Origin of the sequence: Janthinobacterium agaricidamnosum NBRC 102515 = DSM 9628 (assembly GCF_000723165.1) — a bacterium.
In the GTDB taxonomy this organism is placed as follows: domain Bacteria; phylum Pseudomonadota; class Gammaproteobacteria; order Burkholderiales; family Burkholderiaceae_D; genus Janthinobacterium; species Janthinobacterium agaricidamnosum.
The window spans coordinates 2,741,336-2,754,883 of the sequence record NZ_HG322949.1 but is presented as its reverse complement, the minus strand read 5'-3'; the positions used below and the strand labels follow the sequence as shown (position 1 = coordinate 2,754,883).

At 55.8% G+C, this 13,548-nt stretch carries 14 protein-coding genes and 3 pseudogenes; 14 read left to right on the top strand and 3 right to left on the bottom strand.

Annotated features, from left to right (window positions below; all coding sequences use genetic code 11):
- Positions 1 to 992: 992 nt before the first annotated feature.
- A pseudogene (locus tag GJA_RS11640) lies at positions 993 to 2,021 on the bottom strand (IS5 family transposase).
- Positions 2,022 to 2,634: 613 nt separating this feature from the next.
- Between GJA_RS11640 and GJA_RS11630 the strand changes: the two are divergent.
- The 9 genes from GJA_RS11630 to GJA_RS11590 all read left to right on the top strand — a co-directional run bounded on the left by GJA_RS11630 (position 2,635) and on the right by GJA_RS11590 (position 8,694).
- Entirely contained in the window at positions 2,635 to 3,180 is a 546-nt protein-coding gene (locus GJA_RS11630) for an NYN domain-containing protein (RefSeq protein WP_038492312.1), read from the top strand.
- A gap of 6 nt (positions 3,181 to 3,186) precedes the next feature.
- Positions 3,187 to 3,573: a hypothetical protein gene (locus tag GJA_RS11625; protein WP_144241496.1), complete on the top strand. Its 387-nt coding sequence runs from the start codon at positions 3,187 to 3,189 to the stop codon at positions 3,571 to 3,573.
- 14 nt (positions 3,574 to 3,587) lie between these two features.
- Positions 3,588 to 3,944, top strand: coding sequence for a hypothetical protein (locus GJA_RS11620; protein WP_038492309.1), 357 nt, complete (start codon positions 3,588 to 3,590; stop codon positions 3,942 to 3,944).
- A 215-nt stretch (positions 3,945 to 4,159) separates the two neighbouring features.
- Entirely contained in the window at positions 4,160 to 5,326 is a 1,167-nt protein-coding gene (locus GJA_RS11615) for a PIN domain-containing protein (RefSeq protein ID WP_144241495.1), read from the top strand.
- Positions 5,327 to 5,515: 189 nt separating this feature from the next.
- Entirely contained in the window at positions 5,516 to 5,770 is a 255-nt protein-coding gene (locus GJA_RS11610; RefSeq protein WP_061301587.1) for a hypothetical protein, read from the top strand.
- Positions 5,771 to 5,849: 79 nt separating this feature from the next.
- Positions 5,850 to 6,215: an IS66-like element accessory protein TnpA gene (gene tnpA / locus GJA_RS11605; protein ID WP_242404519.1), complete on the top strand. Its 366-nt coding sequence runs from the start codon at positions 5,850 to 5,852 to the stop codon at positions 6,213 to 6,215.
- Positions 6,212 to 6,559: an IS66 family insertion sequence element accessory protein TnpB gene (tnpB, locus tag GJA_RS11600; protein WP_038492299.1), complete on the top strand. Its 348-nt coding sequence runs from the start codon at positions 6,212 to 6,214 to the stop codon at positions 6,557 to 6,559. The genes tnpA and tnpB overlap by 4 nt, the downstream gene beginning before the upstream one ends.
- Before the next feature lie 29 nt (positions 6,560 to 6,588).
- Positions 6,589 to 8,133, top strand: coding sequence for an IS66 family transposase (gene tnpC / locus GJA_RS11595; protein ID WP_038492296.1), 1,545 nt, complete (start codon positions 6,589 to 6,591; stop codon positions 8,131 to 8,133).
- Positions 8,134 to 8,388: 255 nt separating this feature from the next.
- Positions 8,389 to 8,694 (top strand): DUF2026 family protein, encoded by a 306-nt coding sequence (locus tag GJA_RS11590; protein WP_051780693.1) that lies wholly within the window; start codon positions 8,389 to 8,391, stop codon positions 8,692 to 8,694.
- Positions 8,695 to 8,708: 14 nt separating this feature from the next.
- Here the strand turns inward: GJA_RS11590 and GJA_RS27285 are convergent.
- A pseudogene (locus tag GJA_RS27285) lies at positions 8,709 to 8,999 on the bottom strand (integrase core domain-containing protein); the annotation flags it as partial.
- A gap of 64 nt (positions 9,000 to 9,063) precedes the next feature.
- Between GJA_RS27285 and GJA_RS26670 the strand changes: the two are divergent.
- On the top strand, positions 9,064 to 10,440 hold the full coding sequence (locus GJA_RS26670) for an IS30 family transposase (protein WP_081905627.1): 1,377 nt from the start codon (positions 9,064 to 9,066) through the stop codon (positions 10,438 to 10,440).
- 7 nt (positions 10,441 to 10,447) lie between these two features.
- Here the strand turns inward: GJA_RS26670 and GJA_RS28280 are convergent.
- Positions 10,448 to 11,331: pseudogene (locus GJA_RS28280) on the bottom strand (IS3 family transposase); the annotation flags it as partial.
- Positions 11,332 to 11,398: 67 nt separating this feature from the next.
- Between GJA_RS28280 and GJA_RS28705 the strand changes: the two are divergent.
- Genes GJA_RS28705 through GJA_RS11555 form a run of 4 tightly spaced genes read left to right on the top strand, consistent with a single transcriptional unit; the run spans position 11,399 to position 13,502 of the window.
- Positions 11,399 to 11,731 (top strand): DUF2026 family protein, encoded by a 333-nt coding sequence (locus GJA_RS28705; protein ID WP_144241493.1) that lies wholly within the window; start codon positions 11,399 to 11,401, stop codon positions 11,729 to 11,731.
- Between the two features lie 31 nt (positions 11,732 to 11,762).
- On the top strand, positions 11,763 to 12,026 hold the full coding sequence (locus GJA_RS11565; RefSeq protein ID WP_038492288.1) for a hypothetical protein: 264 nt from the start codon (positions 11,763 to 11,765) through the stop codon (positions 12,024 to 12,026).
- Positions 12,027 to 12,081: 55 nt separating this feature from the next.
- Entirely contained in the window at positions 12,082 to 12,669 is a 588-nt protein-coding gene (locus GJA_RS11560) for a CHAT domain-containing protein (protein ID WP_038492285.1), read from the top strand.
- Complete coding sequence (locus GJA_RS11555; RefSeq protein ID WP_038492282.1) at positions 12,666 to 13,502, top strand: hypothetical protein; 837 nt, start codon at positions 12,666 to 12,668, stop codon at positions 13,500 to 13,502. Before GJA_RS11560 ends, GJA_RS11555 begins: the two co-directional genes overlap by 4 nt.
- Positions 13,503 to 13,548: the final 46 nt, after the last annotated feature.

The window sequence follows — 13,548 nt, the reverse complement described above, 5'->3', positions numbered from 1 at the left end:
AAGGACTTGGAGGGAGGGTCAAACTGAGAGGGTCAATCCGGCCAGCAAACGAACATCGCGGCCTAACGCTACTGCAGATCCCACCTCCTGACTGCTTTGATATGCCAAGTGTCACATCCATCACCATCTTACCTTGGCGCATTCGCATTGCTACGGAGGTAATTCCTAGAGTTCTTTGGCCAAAATACAGGCGGGATTGGCAAGATCGGGTACGCACACCGTCAGCTGTATATCGGTGTGTTCTACGCCGTCTACAGCGCTGGATTTGCGAGCGGGAAGGGTGGAGCGAAATGCAATTTAATGCGGCTCTAATCTCCGATTGTGATCAGATCAGGGATTTCAAGCCACGGTTGCTGGCTTTCCTATGCATGAGACAACAGCTTGAAGATCGAGCTTGGGCGGGTGGCCCGTGGACACCATATCTAACGACGCTCCGCGACGAACCCGCGATTGACCTAGGGCTTCATCAAGACAGGACGCCTCGCATAGGGTGGTTCATCTCATTCCTAGCAATGTACGCCACTTGGTACCTTCGAATCTTGAATTCGGTAAACAAGCCTCTGCGCTCATTAAAATACGCTGAAAGCTCAGAGGGCGCCTCGTTGATACAGTGGAGCGAAATTGTGGAGGATGAGAATGAACAACTATGGTGGGAAGGAGCAACCGCGTTCCCCACGATCGATGATTTGCATTTGCTTGCTCCAGTCCGAGCAAGGCAGCTTCGGTGAGATTAAAAGGCCATCAGGCGTGCCGTCTGCTGTTTGAACTCAGGGGAAAATGTACGTCTTTGCTTGCTCATCAAACACCTCTCCATGGCGAGCATTCTCGCCTAAATTGGTGTCCAGGTACATTAGGGGCACCTCGAATAACTCGCTTTTCGCGCAGCCACGTCAACCGCTATGCTGCTGATTGTCGTGGCGCCGATGCAGCATTGAATACAATAAAGTGCAGGGACATTCAAGAAGGCGGCCGTAGGCCGCTAGCTTCGCGGTTTAGAGCGGTGCCAGGCCGCGCTCTTTCAGGAAAACGAGGCGCTTGAGGTTGTAACTGGCTGCTTTCAGCTGCAAAGCAAATGTGGCGCGCACGATGCCCAGGCATCGCACCAGCTTGCCGCCCATCTGGGTCAGCGCCCCGAATACGTGTTCAACCCGGGCGCGTGGCGTGGCGATCGCGCGGTTGCGCTGCTTCTGCGTTTCTGAAATGCCTTTCGTGGCATGCCCCCGGCGCTGAATATGCACGCGCCAACCAGCCTGTTTCAATCTGGCCTCACGCCCGATGCTGGGATAACCCCGGTCAGCGTACACATCACGGCTGGTGTTGCTTGGGTCGAGCAGCTCTTCAAAGACATTCGTGTCGGCTACCGCAGCGTGCGTGACGGCGATCTTTCGGATCAGCTTGCAACGCTTGTCCACGCTGGCATGCAGCTTGTAGCCGAAGTGGCTCTTGCCGTGCTTCTTCGTCCACTTCGCATCGACGTCCTTCTGGGCGCGCTTGTGTGCCTTCCACTCCAGCGGCATCGTTCCTGCCTTGACGGTATCGGCCTCTTCTCGTTTGTTGCGCTGAATCGGCTCCTGCACCAGCGAGGCATCAACGATCTGGCCGCAGCGCGCTAGATAACCTTGCGACAGCAGTTGCTGCTGGACTTGCTCAAATACCTGATTACCGACGCCGGCCTAGGCAAGGCGGTCACGAAACAGCCAGATCGTCTTCGCGTCTGGGATGCTGCTGCTCTCGGTCAGATCGAGGAAGCGCAGGAAGTTGCGGCGGTCCAGTAACTGATACTCCAGCGCATCATCAGCCAGATTGTAGAGCTGTTGCAGCACTAGGATCTTGATCATCAAGATCGTCGGATATGGCGGCCGGCCGCCTTTGGCGCGTGATGGCCGCGGTGCAGCTGTATCGATCCGTGCTGCCAGCGCCTCGAAGTCCACATGCTCGGCCAAGCCGACCAAAGGATCGCCGATCTTCGACCGGCGCTCTTCGCGCTCTTGCTCGGCAAACAGGCTGATTCGGGGCTTCATCATCACGCAACTCTTGGGCTTCGTTCGATGTCAGAATTCTACCGACCTGCTGCTATGTCAGCCAAGGTTTTTCGAGGTGCCCTTAAACCACTACATAGAAGCAACCTGACGAATACGGAAAACCATTGAAAATAAAGTAAGGGGATGGGCTTGTAAAGCTGGCAACCGGACATACCTGTGCAATTCCAGATGCACAATTGCATCTCTCGTCAGTGCTTGCTAGGAAAAAATTCGGGATGATGGTATTACACGACAAACGCTTAAGGCCCCTTTTTGAATTGCACAACCAACTTCGTAGGATGACCCTGCACGATCCAAAACGTGAGGCATTAATCGGACGGATGCGAGCAGAGCAAGTACGGATGGTTCAAATTGGGGTGACGGGCGATCAAGTTAACAACCTGATTCATGATCGAATAGCGAAATTCAAGGAATAGCCAGACTTCAAAGTAAGCGTGCGACCTTCACCTATCAATCTACGATTGAAGGCACCACGCGAAAGTACTACTGGTACTGTAATAGTGGTTTGCCAGGCGACTAAAGTATAACTAGGAAAACGTGCCACCTGGCGCAACGCACCCGGCAGTTGCCGGATTTTTTGGAAAGAACTTAGATGAATTTCACATACGTGGATAATTCCAACGTGTATGCCGAAGGCTGCCGTGCATCTGCTGTAGCAAAGAAGCTCTCTGGTGCTGAGAATTACGTGGAGGCGATGAACAACCAAGTTGTAGATCGTGACTGGAACCTCGACTACGGGCATCTGCACGAATTCGCTTGTGGTGACAAGGCTGAAATTGGCGGAGCTAAACTATGGGGGTCTCCACCGCCGAGCGATACATTCTGGACTATGGTTGGTCGCAAAGGTTTCGATGTTAAAACTTTTGATAAGAATTTCGCCGGTAAAGAGAAAAAGGTAGATGTCGCAATCGCACATCAGATTACCAAGGATGCTTACTCCGGAAAAATTCGCAAGGGTTTGGATGAGATTACGCTTGTCGCCGGTGATAAAGACTTCTGTCCTGTCGTTGAAGATCTAGTCCAGGAAGGCTACGTGGTACACGTGGTTTTTTGGGATAATGCAGCTCCCGAGCTGAAGGCTGCTTGCAGCAAATTCACGAGTCTAAATCCGTTCCTCCAATTCATGAGCCGGCCATAGGAAAACATGAATCCATCTGAACAACGTGTCTTCGACCTGGTTCGAAGTCAGCTGAAAGCAGAATACGTTCCCGTCGAATATCGTGGGGTAGTAGATAGTGAGTATTGCGGCCACTGTCACCATGCGACCATTGCGATGTACAACCTGCTGGGCGGGAAGGCTGAAGGATACAAAGTACGTAAGGCGGTCGATGAACTTGGAATAAAACACTACTGGCTGGAGAATGCCGCTGGCGAAATCATTGACCCTACAGCTGAACAATACTCTGAATTGGGGCGGCCTTTTCCGTATTTGGCCCGTATCAACATTGGAGTATCCCACCTCAAATCAAAGGTTGCAAAAGTCATTATCGAAAACGTTAGCGCTATGATGATTGCTGACCGAACCACGTGAAGGAAACAAGGGCTATGTACACATTGGATGACCTTGCCAAAGCAAAAGATGAACTTGAGCGCTGGAACGATGCGTTCGCAAACGACAGCAGTAACAATCCGAACAAGTACGCGGCGCAACGGCGGGATGCGGGGTCCAAGGTTAGGCGAATTACTGAGCTTCTCAAGCTCTCAGGAATAATTGAGAAGACAGAGGAAGAAAAACTTAATGATGAACTTGACGGATTATACCCAAATGCTGCCGCAAAGTCCGTCGTTAGCCACAATGGTTGCAAGTACCAGATTCGTTACTTCCCATTAGTTCAAAGTCGCTCCCGAAAAACTGTGAAGGAATGGGGGCATAAATGGGTTGCAATTAATACGACGAACTGACGGTTCACAATACATGGGGAAATACCGTGGCTACTCAAAAGAATTGGATCATCAAGTACGTGGTGTGGATGAACAATAAAGTTGAACATAAAACAATAAAGTTTGACACAAAACAATAATGTTTGACACAAGAGCCTGGGACGGACATGCTCATAGGAACTTCTACTGCCATTCATAAGTACTCGAAAAACGATAGGATAAATACACAAACGTTCATGGACGAGAAAATCAATAATCAGATCCTCGCCGGTGAGATCACCGCGTTGACAATCGATACATCCATCTTCGAACGTAACAGCCTCGCGCTGGAAAGCGGGCTGCTGGCACAGCTGGAGCAATTTCGTGAAAGCGATTTTGAACTTGTCGTAACGAACACCGTGGCTAACGAGGTGAAACGGCATCTCGCAAAAAATGCAACGGACGCAACAAAGTCTTTGCGCATTGCGCTGGCCCATACCGCCAAGCATCGAGCGTTGAGTTCGAAGCATCAGGAAGCATTGACCGAGCTAATCAATCTCGCAGTGTCCGATGATGATACGCGGGCCCGCAAGCGCTTTGACGACTGGGCGCAGCGTGTAGGCGCGGAGATTCTTCACGAGGACGAATTTGCTTCCATAGGTGAGATTATGCGGCGATACGAGGCAGGTGAGCCACCGTTCGCAGAAACCGGCGAGAAGAAACAAGAATTCCCGGATGCAGTAGCGCTGGCGACCCTCGAAGGCTGGGCGGAGGACCGCAACACGCAAATTCTGGTTGTCGCGCATGACAAAGATTGGCATCGATACGGTGCGCAATCAAAGCGTCTCGTTGTTATCGACGATCTCGCCGATGCGCTCTCGACCGTTCAAGGGTTGGGAGTGGCCCGTGAGCCTGCAGTACGCCTGGCTACACTGTTTGTGACCGGAGACGCTATCCAGCTTCATGTAGCCGTACTCGAAGCTATCCGAGATCAGGTAGACAAGTTTGAATTTCGTATCGAAGCCAATTCCCAGTTCTCAGTGGAAGAGGATGGCGTTGAGCTAACAGTTGACGATATCAGCCTCGACATTCCCGATGCAACCGGCGCCACGCTAGATACGATATCCCATGACGACGGGCAGGCAGTGATTAAAGTTAGCGGAACCGCTTTCTTGCAAATTGACGCACACTTTAGCTTCGAAAAATTTGACAGCATTGATCGCGACTATGTTGCTATGGGCAGCACCACGATCCATGAAGACGTTGATATTAGATTTGAGGCGCTAGTGACGGTTCAGATCGATGCAGATGGGTTGACACTAGATAGTGTCGAATTGCTGCCCGTAACACAGGGCATGTACTTCAACGATATTGAACCTGACTGGATGAATAATCCCGACAATTATGACGACGATTGCAGATAGAAGTTGCGTAGGTCCAGCGAAAACCGTAGGTTGTGTCAAACTTTATTGTTGCAATCGAGGGTTGCAGGTGCTTCAGCTGGCGTTTGTGTCGAACTTTATTTGCATACGGAGCGTGTTGTAATTGATCTCCTCACAGGAGTGCTTCTGTCAAACTTTATTGTTTGTCCACACGTGGCTGGGAACCCGGCCATGTTCACTCGCGTGGCGGAACTGTCCCATACAAAACAGGGCCTGTACGAGCAAATCACGCAAAATCGCAAGCTGGAGCAGAAAATCGACATGCTGCAATCGCTGCAGGTAAACGCTTCCGACACAGAGCGGCAACTTGCCAGTAAAATTGCCGAAGTGGAAGTGCTCGCCGGGCAGTTGAGAGAGGCGAACGACCAGATGGCGCCGGTGAAGGAACAGGTTCGTGAACTTGAGCTTTTGCTCGCTCAAGCGTAAGCGTCTTCCCACCGCCGTCTATCTTTAAAAGTCCACATACCCCAAAGTAGTTTCCGTCACTTTTTTGATGGGAATCACTTTGGATACAGATAAAACGGCAGGCAACCGCAAAGGGCACCCCAACTATCCGGCTGACTTCAAACGGCGTCTCGCCATCGAGGCTTGCACACCTGGTATTTCGGTGTCGAAGCTGGCGCAGCAGAACGGCATCAACGCCAATATGCTGTTCAAGTGGCGCCGCGAGTTGCGTGCCGGTTTGTTTGAGCCGGTCGCACCTGCGCTGCTGCCGGTGCATATTCAGCCTGCCACGACACGGTCACCATCACCGCACACGGTTGAGCCAAGCAGCATGATCGAGATCATCCTTGGCGATGCCATCGTGCGTCTGCATGCCGGCATCGACGCCGCGCTGCTCCAGCTCGTCTTGCAAAGCCTGCGGCCGTGATTGGCTTGCCGGCGGGCACACGCATCTGGATCGCAGCCGGTGTGACCGACATGCGCTCTGGTTTCAACGGCCTGGCGGCCAGGGTGCAAACGGCCCTGGACGAAGACCCGTTCAGCGGTCACGTGTTCGTGTTCCGTGGGCGGCGTGGCGACATGATCAAAGTGCTGTGGTGGAGTGGTGATGGGCTGTGTTTGCTGGCCAAGCGGCTTGAACGCGGCCGCTTCGTCTGGCCGCAGGCGACCAGCGGCACGGTATTGCTATCGCAGGCACAGCTGTCGATGCTGCTCGAAGGCATCGACTGGCGGCGGCCAGAGCGTACCTGGCAACCATCATCGGCCTTGTAAACGTCGGCGCCCTCGCGTAAACTCGGTCCATGCTCAACCTCGCCGACCTGCCCAACGATATCGATGCCTTGAAAGCACTGCTGCTCGCGCAGCAGCAGGTCGTCGCCGGCTTGACTGAGCAGCTCAACACGCGCGATGTCGAGATCGAGCATCTCAAGCTGCAGATCGCCAAACTGCGGCGCATGCAGTTCGGCCGCAAGTCGGAGAAGCTCGACCACCAGATCGAGCAACTGGAATTGCAGCTGGAAGACCTGCAGGCTGACGAGGGCGAAGCGGCGCGCGAGATGCCAGCGGCCGACCAGGCGCCGCGCAAGCAATCGGTGCGCCGTCCCTTGCCAGAACACTTGCCGCGAGACGAGAAAATGTACCCGCCGCCAGGCGAAGCTTGCCCCGCCTGTAGCGGTAGCTTGCGTCCCTTGGGTGAGGACGTCGCCGAGCAACTGGAGTGGATACCAGGCAGCTTCCGCGTGATCCGTCATGTGCGTCCGAAACTGGCCTGCAAGTGCTGCGACACCATTGTGCAGGCGCCCGCGCCAAGCCGACCGATTGCACGCGGCATCGCCGGGCCGGGCTTGCTGGCACATGTGCTGGTGGCCAAGTTTGCCGACCATCTGCCGCTGTACCGGCAGTCGGTGATCTATGCCCGCGAAGGCGTTGAACTGGAGCGAGCGCTGCTGGCGAACTGGGTGGGTGCCGCCAGCGCCTTGTTGCGCCCGCTGGTCGACGCGATCCGGCGCCATGTGCTCGCTGGCGCCAAGCTGCACGCCGACGACACCCCGATCCCGATGCTGGAGCCGGGCAACGGCAAGACCAGGACGGCACGGCTATGGACCTACGTGCGCGATGACAGCGCCGCCGGCGACACCACGCCGGCGGCCGTCTGGTTCGCCTACACGCCGGGCCGCAAAGGCATCCACCCGCAAACTCACTTGGCCACCTTCAAGGGCGTGCTGCAGGCCGATGCGTATGCCGGTTTCAATGCACTCTATATCGATGGCACCATCCAGGAAGCGGCGTGCTGGGCACATGCGCGCCGCAAGTTCCACGATCTGCATGCAGCCAGGCCATCGGCCATCACGACCGAGGCCCTGCACCGGATCGCCGAGCTGTATGTGATCGAGGCCGAGATACGCGGCAGACCGCCGCATGAACGACAGCAGGTGCGCGAGCAACGATCACGACCATTGCTCGACGACTTCGGCAACTGGCTACGCGCCACGCTTGAAAAGCTGTCGCGCAAGTCGGACACAGCGGCCGCGATCCAGTACGCGCTCAATCTGTGGCCGGCGCTGCTGCGCTACTGCGACAACGGCATCATCGAGATCGACAACTCGGCCGCTGAACGGGCGCTGCGTGGTGTTGCCATCGGCCGGCGCAACTACCTGTTTGCCGGTGCCGACAGCGGTGGCGAGCGTGCCGCCGCCATCTACTCGCTGATCGGCACGGCCAAACTCAACGGTGTTGACCCCGAGGCCTGGCTGCGCCATGTGCTGGCCCACATCGCCGATCATCCGGTCAACCGGGTCGACGACTTCCTGCCCTGGAACTGCGCCGCACAGCTCCCTTCGGCTTAAACAACACGCCGCTTCCCAGCGGTGCGATGCCATCATCTTCTCATTCATTGCCGGGTTCAAGACGGCGCTGGCTTTACGCTTACGCTCAAGCCAACGCGAAATTACAGGTACAAGAGCAAATTGGCGAGCAATTGCGAACCTACCTCGACAAAATGGCCGCCGGCTCAGCGGCGTCTAGAGTTGGTGACTAAGTATGCTTTTCGCGTGCCGAGTGCAAAAAATCCTATTTCAAGCATAAGAGATAAGTACACCCCCATGCTCCCAATAGCAGACTACCAACGCATCACCCAATCCATCAAAACCGTCCTCGACAGCGAGGACGCCGCTACTGCTCATGCCTGCCAGTTTTTTGCCTTGATGGGTGCGACCATTTTATTTACGCACTATCAGATCGCCGCCAGACCAATGTTCGGCGCTGCATTTCTCCTCCTCGACGATGTGTCACGGGATGTTCTCAGTTTTGGGAAGCTGGACGGTGATGACGTAGGTAGCGACCCAGACCACTATCATGCGTGGGTCGATGCTGGAGAGTACGTGATTGATGAGGTGTACTGTCAATAGCGGACACTCTTGTTTCAAGCCGCCCGTGGCTGTTTGCTGAATTTTTCAGCGAACAACGCGGGCGGAACATTGCCGAGGCGCGAGTGGCGCCGCTGGCGGTTGTAAAAGCTTTCGATGTATTCCTGTATTGCAGCTTTCGCATCGGCCCGGGTGGCGTAACGTTGATGGTGCACCAGCTCGTTTTTCAGGCTACCCCAGAAGCTCTCCATGGGCGCGTTGTCATAGCAGTTTCCCCGGCGCGACATGGACGGCTGCATGCCGAACTGCTTCACCAGTTTTTGATAGTCATGAGCGCAGTACTGGGCGGATTCAACCGGTCGTCGCAACACCTTATTCGAGGAGGTGTTTATGGGACGACCAGCGGGGTGGATGTATAAGTTGACGGGGCGAGGAGCGATGCGTTCGCCAGGTGCACCTTCGCATCGACGGGAAACTGAGCGGCAATTCTGGAAGCAAATTGCAACAGGCATTACAACTGAGAAGGCTGCAGAGGCAGTGGACGTGTCGCAGGCAGTGGGGACTCGCTGGTTCCGTCATAATGGCGGCATGCCACTTTCCATGTTAAGCCCGATATCCGGGCGGTATTTGTCGTTCGCGGAGCGAGAGGAAATTGGACTGCTTTCGTGCCAAGGTGTCGGGATACGAGAGATTGCGCGCCGTATTGGACGCAACCCATCAACGGTTTCGCGAGAACTAACACGTAACGCTGCAACTCGTGGCGGCCGACTTGAGTATCGCGCTTCGGTTGCGCAGTGGAAAGCGGAGCTGGTTGCTAAAAGACCCAAGCCATCCAAACTCGCGACTAATCCACGGTTGCGCCAGTACGTGCAAGATAGGTTGGAGGGCATGGTTCGCGACGCTAGGGGCCGTCACGTTTCTGGACCGGTGCAAGCACCGTTCATAGGAAGAAACAAGCCGCATCGCGGTGACCGCAAATGGGTCAATGCTTGGTCACCCGAACAAATTTCGAACCGACTGCAGACCGACTTCCCATATGACGAATCTATGCGCATTTCTCACGAAGCCATTTATCAAGCACTCTACATTCAGGGACGAGGGGCTCTCAAGCGTGAACTGGTTAGCTGTCTGCGTAGCGGACGGGCGTTGCGCGTGCCCAGGGCAAGGGCGCAAGCGAAGGCATGGGCACACGTCAACGAGGATGTGATGATCTCTAACCGGCCTGCAGAAGCGCAAGATCGTGCTGTCCCGGGCCATTGGGAGGGGGACCTGATCATCGGACTGAACAGGTCCGCGATTGGGACGCTGGTTGAGCGGTCAAGCCGATTCACTATGCTTGTTCACCTACCTCGTGAGGAAGGCTACGGGGTGATTCCCAGAACAAAGAATGGCCCCGCGCTGGCTGGCTATGGAGCTATTACGATGACCAACGCGCTCAAGAAAACGGTGACTAAATTGCCTGCCCAGTTGTGGCAGTCATTGACTTGGGATCGTGGTAAGGAACTATCCGATCACGCCCGCTTCACGATCGAGTCCGGGGTGCAGGTGTTCTTTGCCGACCCACACAGTCCATGGCAGCGCGGCACGAACGAAAATACGAACGGCCTCCTACGGCAGTACTTTCCAAAGGGGACAGATCTGTCTCGTTGGAGCTCACGAGAGCTGCAGGCCGTTGCCAACGCGCTCAATTCCAGGCCACGGAAAACGCTTGGCTGGAAGACACCGGCCGAAGCACTGAACGAGCACCTAAAATCTGTTCTACAATGTAGTGTTGCGACGACCGGTTGAATCCGCCCTGACTGCCGCGGTCGGAGTGGTGAATCAGGCCCGGCGCAGGACGTTTGTTGCGCACAGCCTTCCACAGGGCCGTTGCCGTCAGCGTTTGCGTCATGCGCTCGTCCATCGCATAGCCCACCAGCTCGCAGGTGAACACGTCCTTGATGCCGGCCAGGTAAAGCCAGCCCTCGCCGGTGGCTACATAGGTGATGTCGGTCACCCAGGCTTCGTTCGGCCGGGTTGGTGCAAAGGTCTGATTGAGCAGGTTGTCGGCCACCGGCAAGTCATGGTTCGAGTTCGTAGTGGCCTTGAACTTGCGCTTTTGCTTGCAGCGTAAGGCGAGCTCGCGACGCAGACGGACGATACGATCACGGCCGGCCGGAAAGCCCTGCGCCGTCAGTTCCGGCTGCATGCGCAACGGGCCGTAGGTCTGCCGGCTCTGCGCGTGCACGGCCTCGATGGCGACCTTCAGGCGCGCGTCGTCCTGCGCCCGCTGCGACGGTTTGCCGTTCGCCCAAGCGTAGAAACCGCTGCGCGAGACGCTAAAGACGCGGCACATGACGGTGACGGGAAATTCGAGTCGCAAGGTCTTCATGACCGCGTACCTGGCAGCGACTCCCGCGCAAAGTACGCTGCCGCTTTTTTTACGATATCGCGCTCCATGCGTGCCTCGGCGAGCTCTTTGCGCAGCTTGCTTACCTCGGCTTCCAGCTCAGGCACGGAGCGGCTGCCAGGAGCCACTTTAGGCGACGTACCGCGCTTTGCCGCACTCACCCAGTTGGCCAGCGTGCCCTTTGGAATGGTCAGGCGCAACGCGGCGTCTTCCAGCGTCAGGCCTTGTGTCAGGACCAGTTTTACCGCTTCTTCCCGAAGCTCCGGTGTGTAGGTTTTTGAGCGTGTCATATGTTCTCCAGTTGGTGAAGTTTACCAAACCAGAGTGTCCGAAAAAGTCAGGGTACCCCATGATTTCATGGCACCACTGTATGGCGATGCCATGCGCGCGAGGGGGTATAGGAAAGACGTTCCACGTTGGATGCTGCAACGTCCGAAGTCGACCCTCGCAGATCATCATTACAACTTACAGAGAAAAGGAGACTGCCACTTCTTGGCAAATCAAGCGTTGTCGCAGTATATGGTGCAGTATTTCCTGAAAGAGCCGATGTACCGTGATCTAATTGAAATCACTACGCGTTGGTATCGCAAGCCCCCTGAGCCCATGGCGCCGCTTCAAACCCAGAGTTCAAGCGGCAAGCTGCGGCGAGCATCCCTCGACCAATTATCTCTGACTGGCAATTGGACTTAACCATTCTGGCCCGTCCCTCAAGGAGGTTTTTGTGCCGCTTTTGGACGTGCTTGAAACCGTTTCCAATCTCCACCAAAGAAAATGGCTGGACGACGGCCTTATCGAAAACAGCTTTTCGGTTCCGGTCCGCTACTGGTGGCGGGCGCTCGAAAGCCATGTCGCCAAAATGCGGTCCGACTACCACGACGCCACGATCTACGAACGATGCAAGCAGCTCGCCGTAAGTTACGGCAAGGCGGAGTCCGTGGGGCGGCCGTGCCGCCGATTTCCGAACAGGACCTGGCCGTCTTCGTGACGTCCGAGGCAGCATAACCCGGCGCCTGCACTGCGCCAATTCCGGATACGATCACATGGCAACCCTACCGCGCGTCTTCATTATCGAGTCCCTCGGGTTCTCCGACGAGAAGGAGGACCGCTTCGAAGGTGGCATCCTTTCCCGAATGCTCCGGCTCAGCGGCTCCGAGCCCGAGTACATGTACCTACGCACGCGCAGAGAACTCGAAAAGGCCGTCGCCCTCTTTGAGAAAAGCAGGTTCCGATATTTGCACATATCGTGCCACGGCAACCGGCATGGCATAGCCCTTACGCTGGACAATTTATCGTTCGACGAATTGGGCGAGATCCTCGCGCCGGCACTGAAGGGCCGTAGGGTCTTCTTTTCGTCTTGCTCCGTCACCAATGCCGAGTGCGCAGCGTCTCTGTTCTCGGAAACCGGATGCCTTTCCGTGGTCGGCCCGTACAGGAAGATCGACTTCGACCGGGCCACGATTTTCTGGTTGGCCTTCTACCACCTCATGCTCCGCGACGAGGCGAGCGCGATGAAAGGCCAGCCAATACAGGAGACCGTATCGCGCCTCAAGGACATCTTCGGCGTCCATATGCGCTACTTTACAAAGTCGGCAAGCGCTAGCTCTGGATTCAGGAAGGTGGATCTATGAAAAACATCGAAGGGCAGCCTTCTGATATAACCAGCTCCCAGGAATCCTTCAGCATGGCGCCCCGTGACTTCGCGTGCATCCTGCTTCCGGCCGTCGACTACGAGTCGCAGCTTCAAGCCATCGGCTCCCTGCTGGAACAGCACAGGCAGAACGAACGGCGCAGCAGCGAAAGGATCCTGGAGATCGAGCGTGAACTGCCGCGCCTGAGCGGCATGCGAAGCCACCAAGCGAACGACGAGCGGGTCGACCTCCTGAACACGTCGGTGTATGCGGACGCGGCGCACAGCATGGCCGCAATCGGAATGCTGGCACCGTTCATCGAATCGGTTTTCTACCAGGCGTTCCAATCCGCCCGGACCCACTTCGGCGATTCGACCGATCTGCTGCCCGAGCATCCGAGATGGAAGGCGGATCCGGAGGTCTGCTGGGACTGCCGATTTATTTGGAAAAATGGGGAAAGGAGGGGAAATCTGATCGAAGGCATCATGCAGCTGTCCAACGCGACCGGACTGGAGGAATTTCTGCCGTCCGACCTTCGAAAAACGCTGGGCGCGGTGTTCGCGTACCGCAACAAGATGTTCCACCTTGGATTCGAATGGCCAATGGATGAACGGGAAAAGTTCCGCGCGCTCATCGTCAACGATAAATGGCCAGATCACTGGTTCGCGTGGGCGACGAGCGATTCCAAACCCTGGGTATGCTACATGACAGACGAATTCATTTCCGAGTGCGTCGCGCTGATCGGCAAGGTATTGCATGCCTTGGGCGTGTTCGCGGTGGAGAAGCTGCCGGGCGCAAGCGCTACCATGATTTTCGCGGACGCGAAAATCTAATTCTTTGTCTGTCTGTAGCTTTTTGTTGTGCTTTGTGATTATTGTC

Coding starts and splice junctions, on each gene's coding strand:
- GJA_RS11630 (WP_038492312.1), top strand. CDS start 2,635: ATGAATTTCACATACGTGGATAATTCCAACGTGTATGCCGAAGGCTGC.
- GJA_RS11625 (WP_144241496.1), top strand. CDS start 3,187: ATGAATCCATCTGAACAACGTGTCTTCGACCTGGTTCGAAGTCAGCTG.
- GJA_RS11620 (WP_038492309.1), top strand. CDS start 3,588: ATGTACACATTGGATGACCTTGCCAAAGCAAAAGATGAACTTGAGCGC.
- GJA_RS11615 (WP_144241495.1), top strand. CDS start 4,160: ATGGACGAGAAAATCAATAATCAGATCCTCGCCGGTGAGATCACCGCG.
- GJA_RS11610 (WP_061301587.1), top strand. CDS start 5,516: ATGTTCACTCGCGTGGCGGAACTGTCCCATACAAAACAGGGCCTGTAC.
- tnpC (WP_038492296.1), top strand. CDS start 6,589: ATGCTCAACCTCGCCGACCTGCCCAACGATATCGATGCCTTGAAAGCA.
- GJA_RS11590 (WP_051780693.1), top strand. CDS start 8,389: ATGCTCCCAATAGCAGACTACCAACGCATCACCCAATCCATCAAAACC.
- GJA_RS26670 (WP_081905627.1), top strand. CDS start 9,064: ATGTATAAGTTGACGGGGCGAGGAGCGATGCGTTCGCCAGGTGCACCT.
- GJA_RS28705 (WP_144241493.1), top strand. CDS start 11,399: ATGGCACCACTGTATGGCGATGCCATGCGCGCGAGGGGGTATAGGAAA.
- GJA_RS11560 (WP_038492285.1), top strand. CDS start 12,082: ATGGCAACCCTACCGCGCGTCTTCATTATCGAGTCCCTCGGGTTCTCC.
- GJA_RS11555 (WP_038492282.1), top strand. CDS start 12,666: ATGAAAAACATCGAAGGGCAGCCTTCTGATATAACCAGCTCCCAGGAA.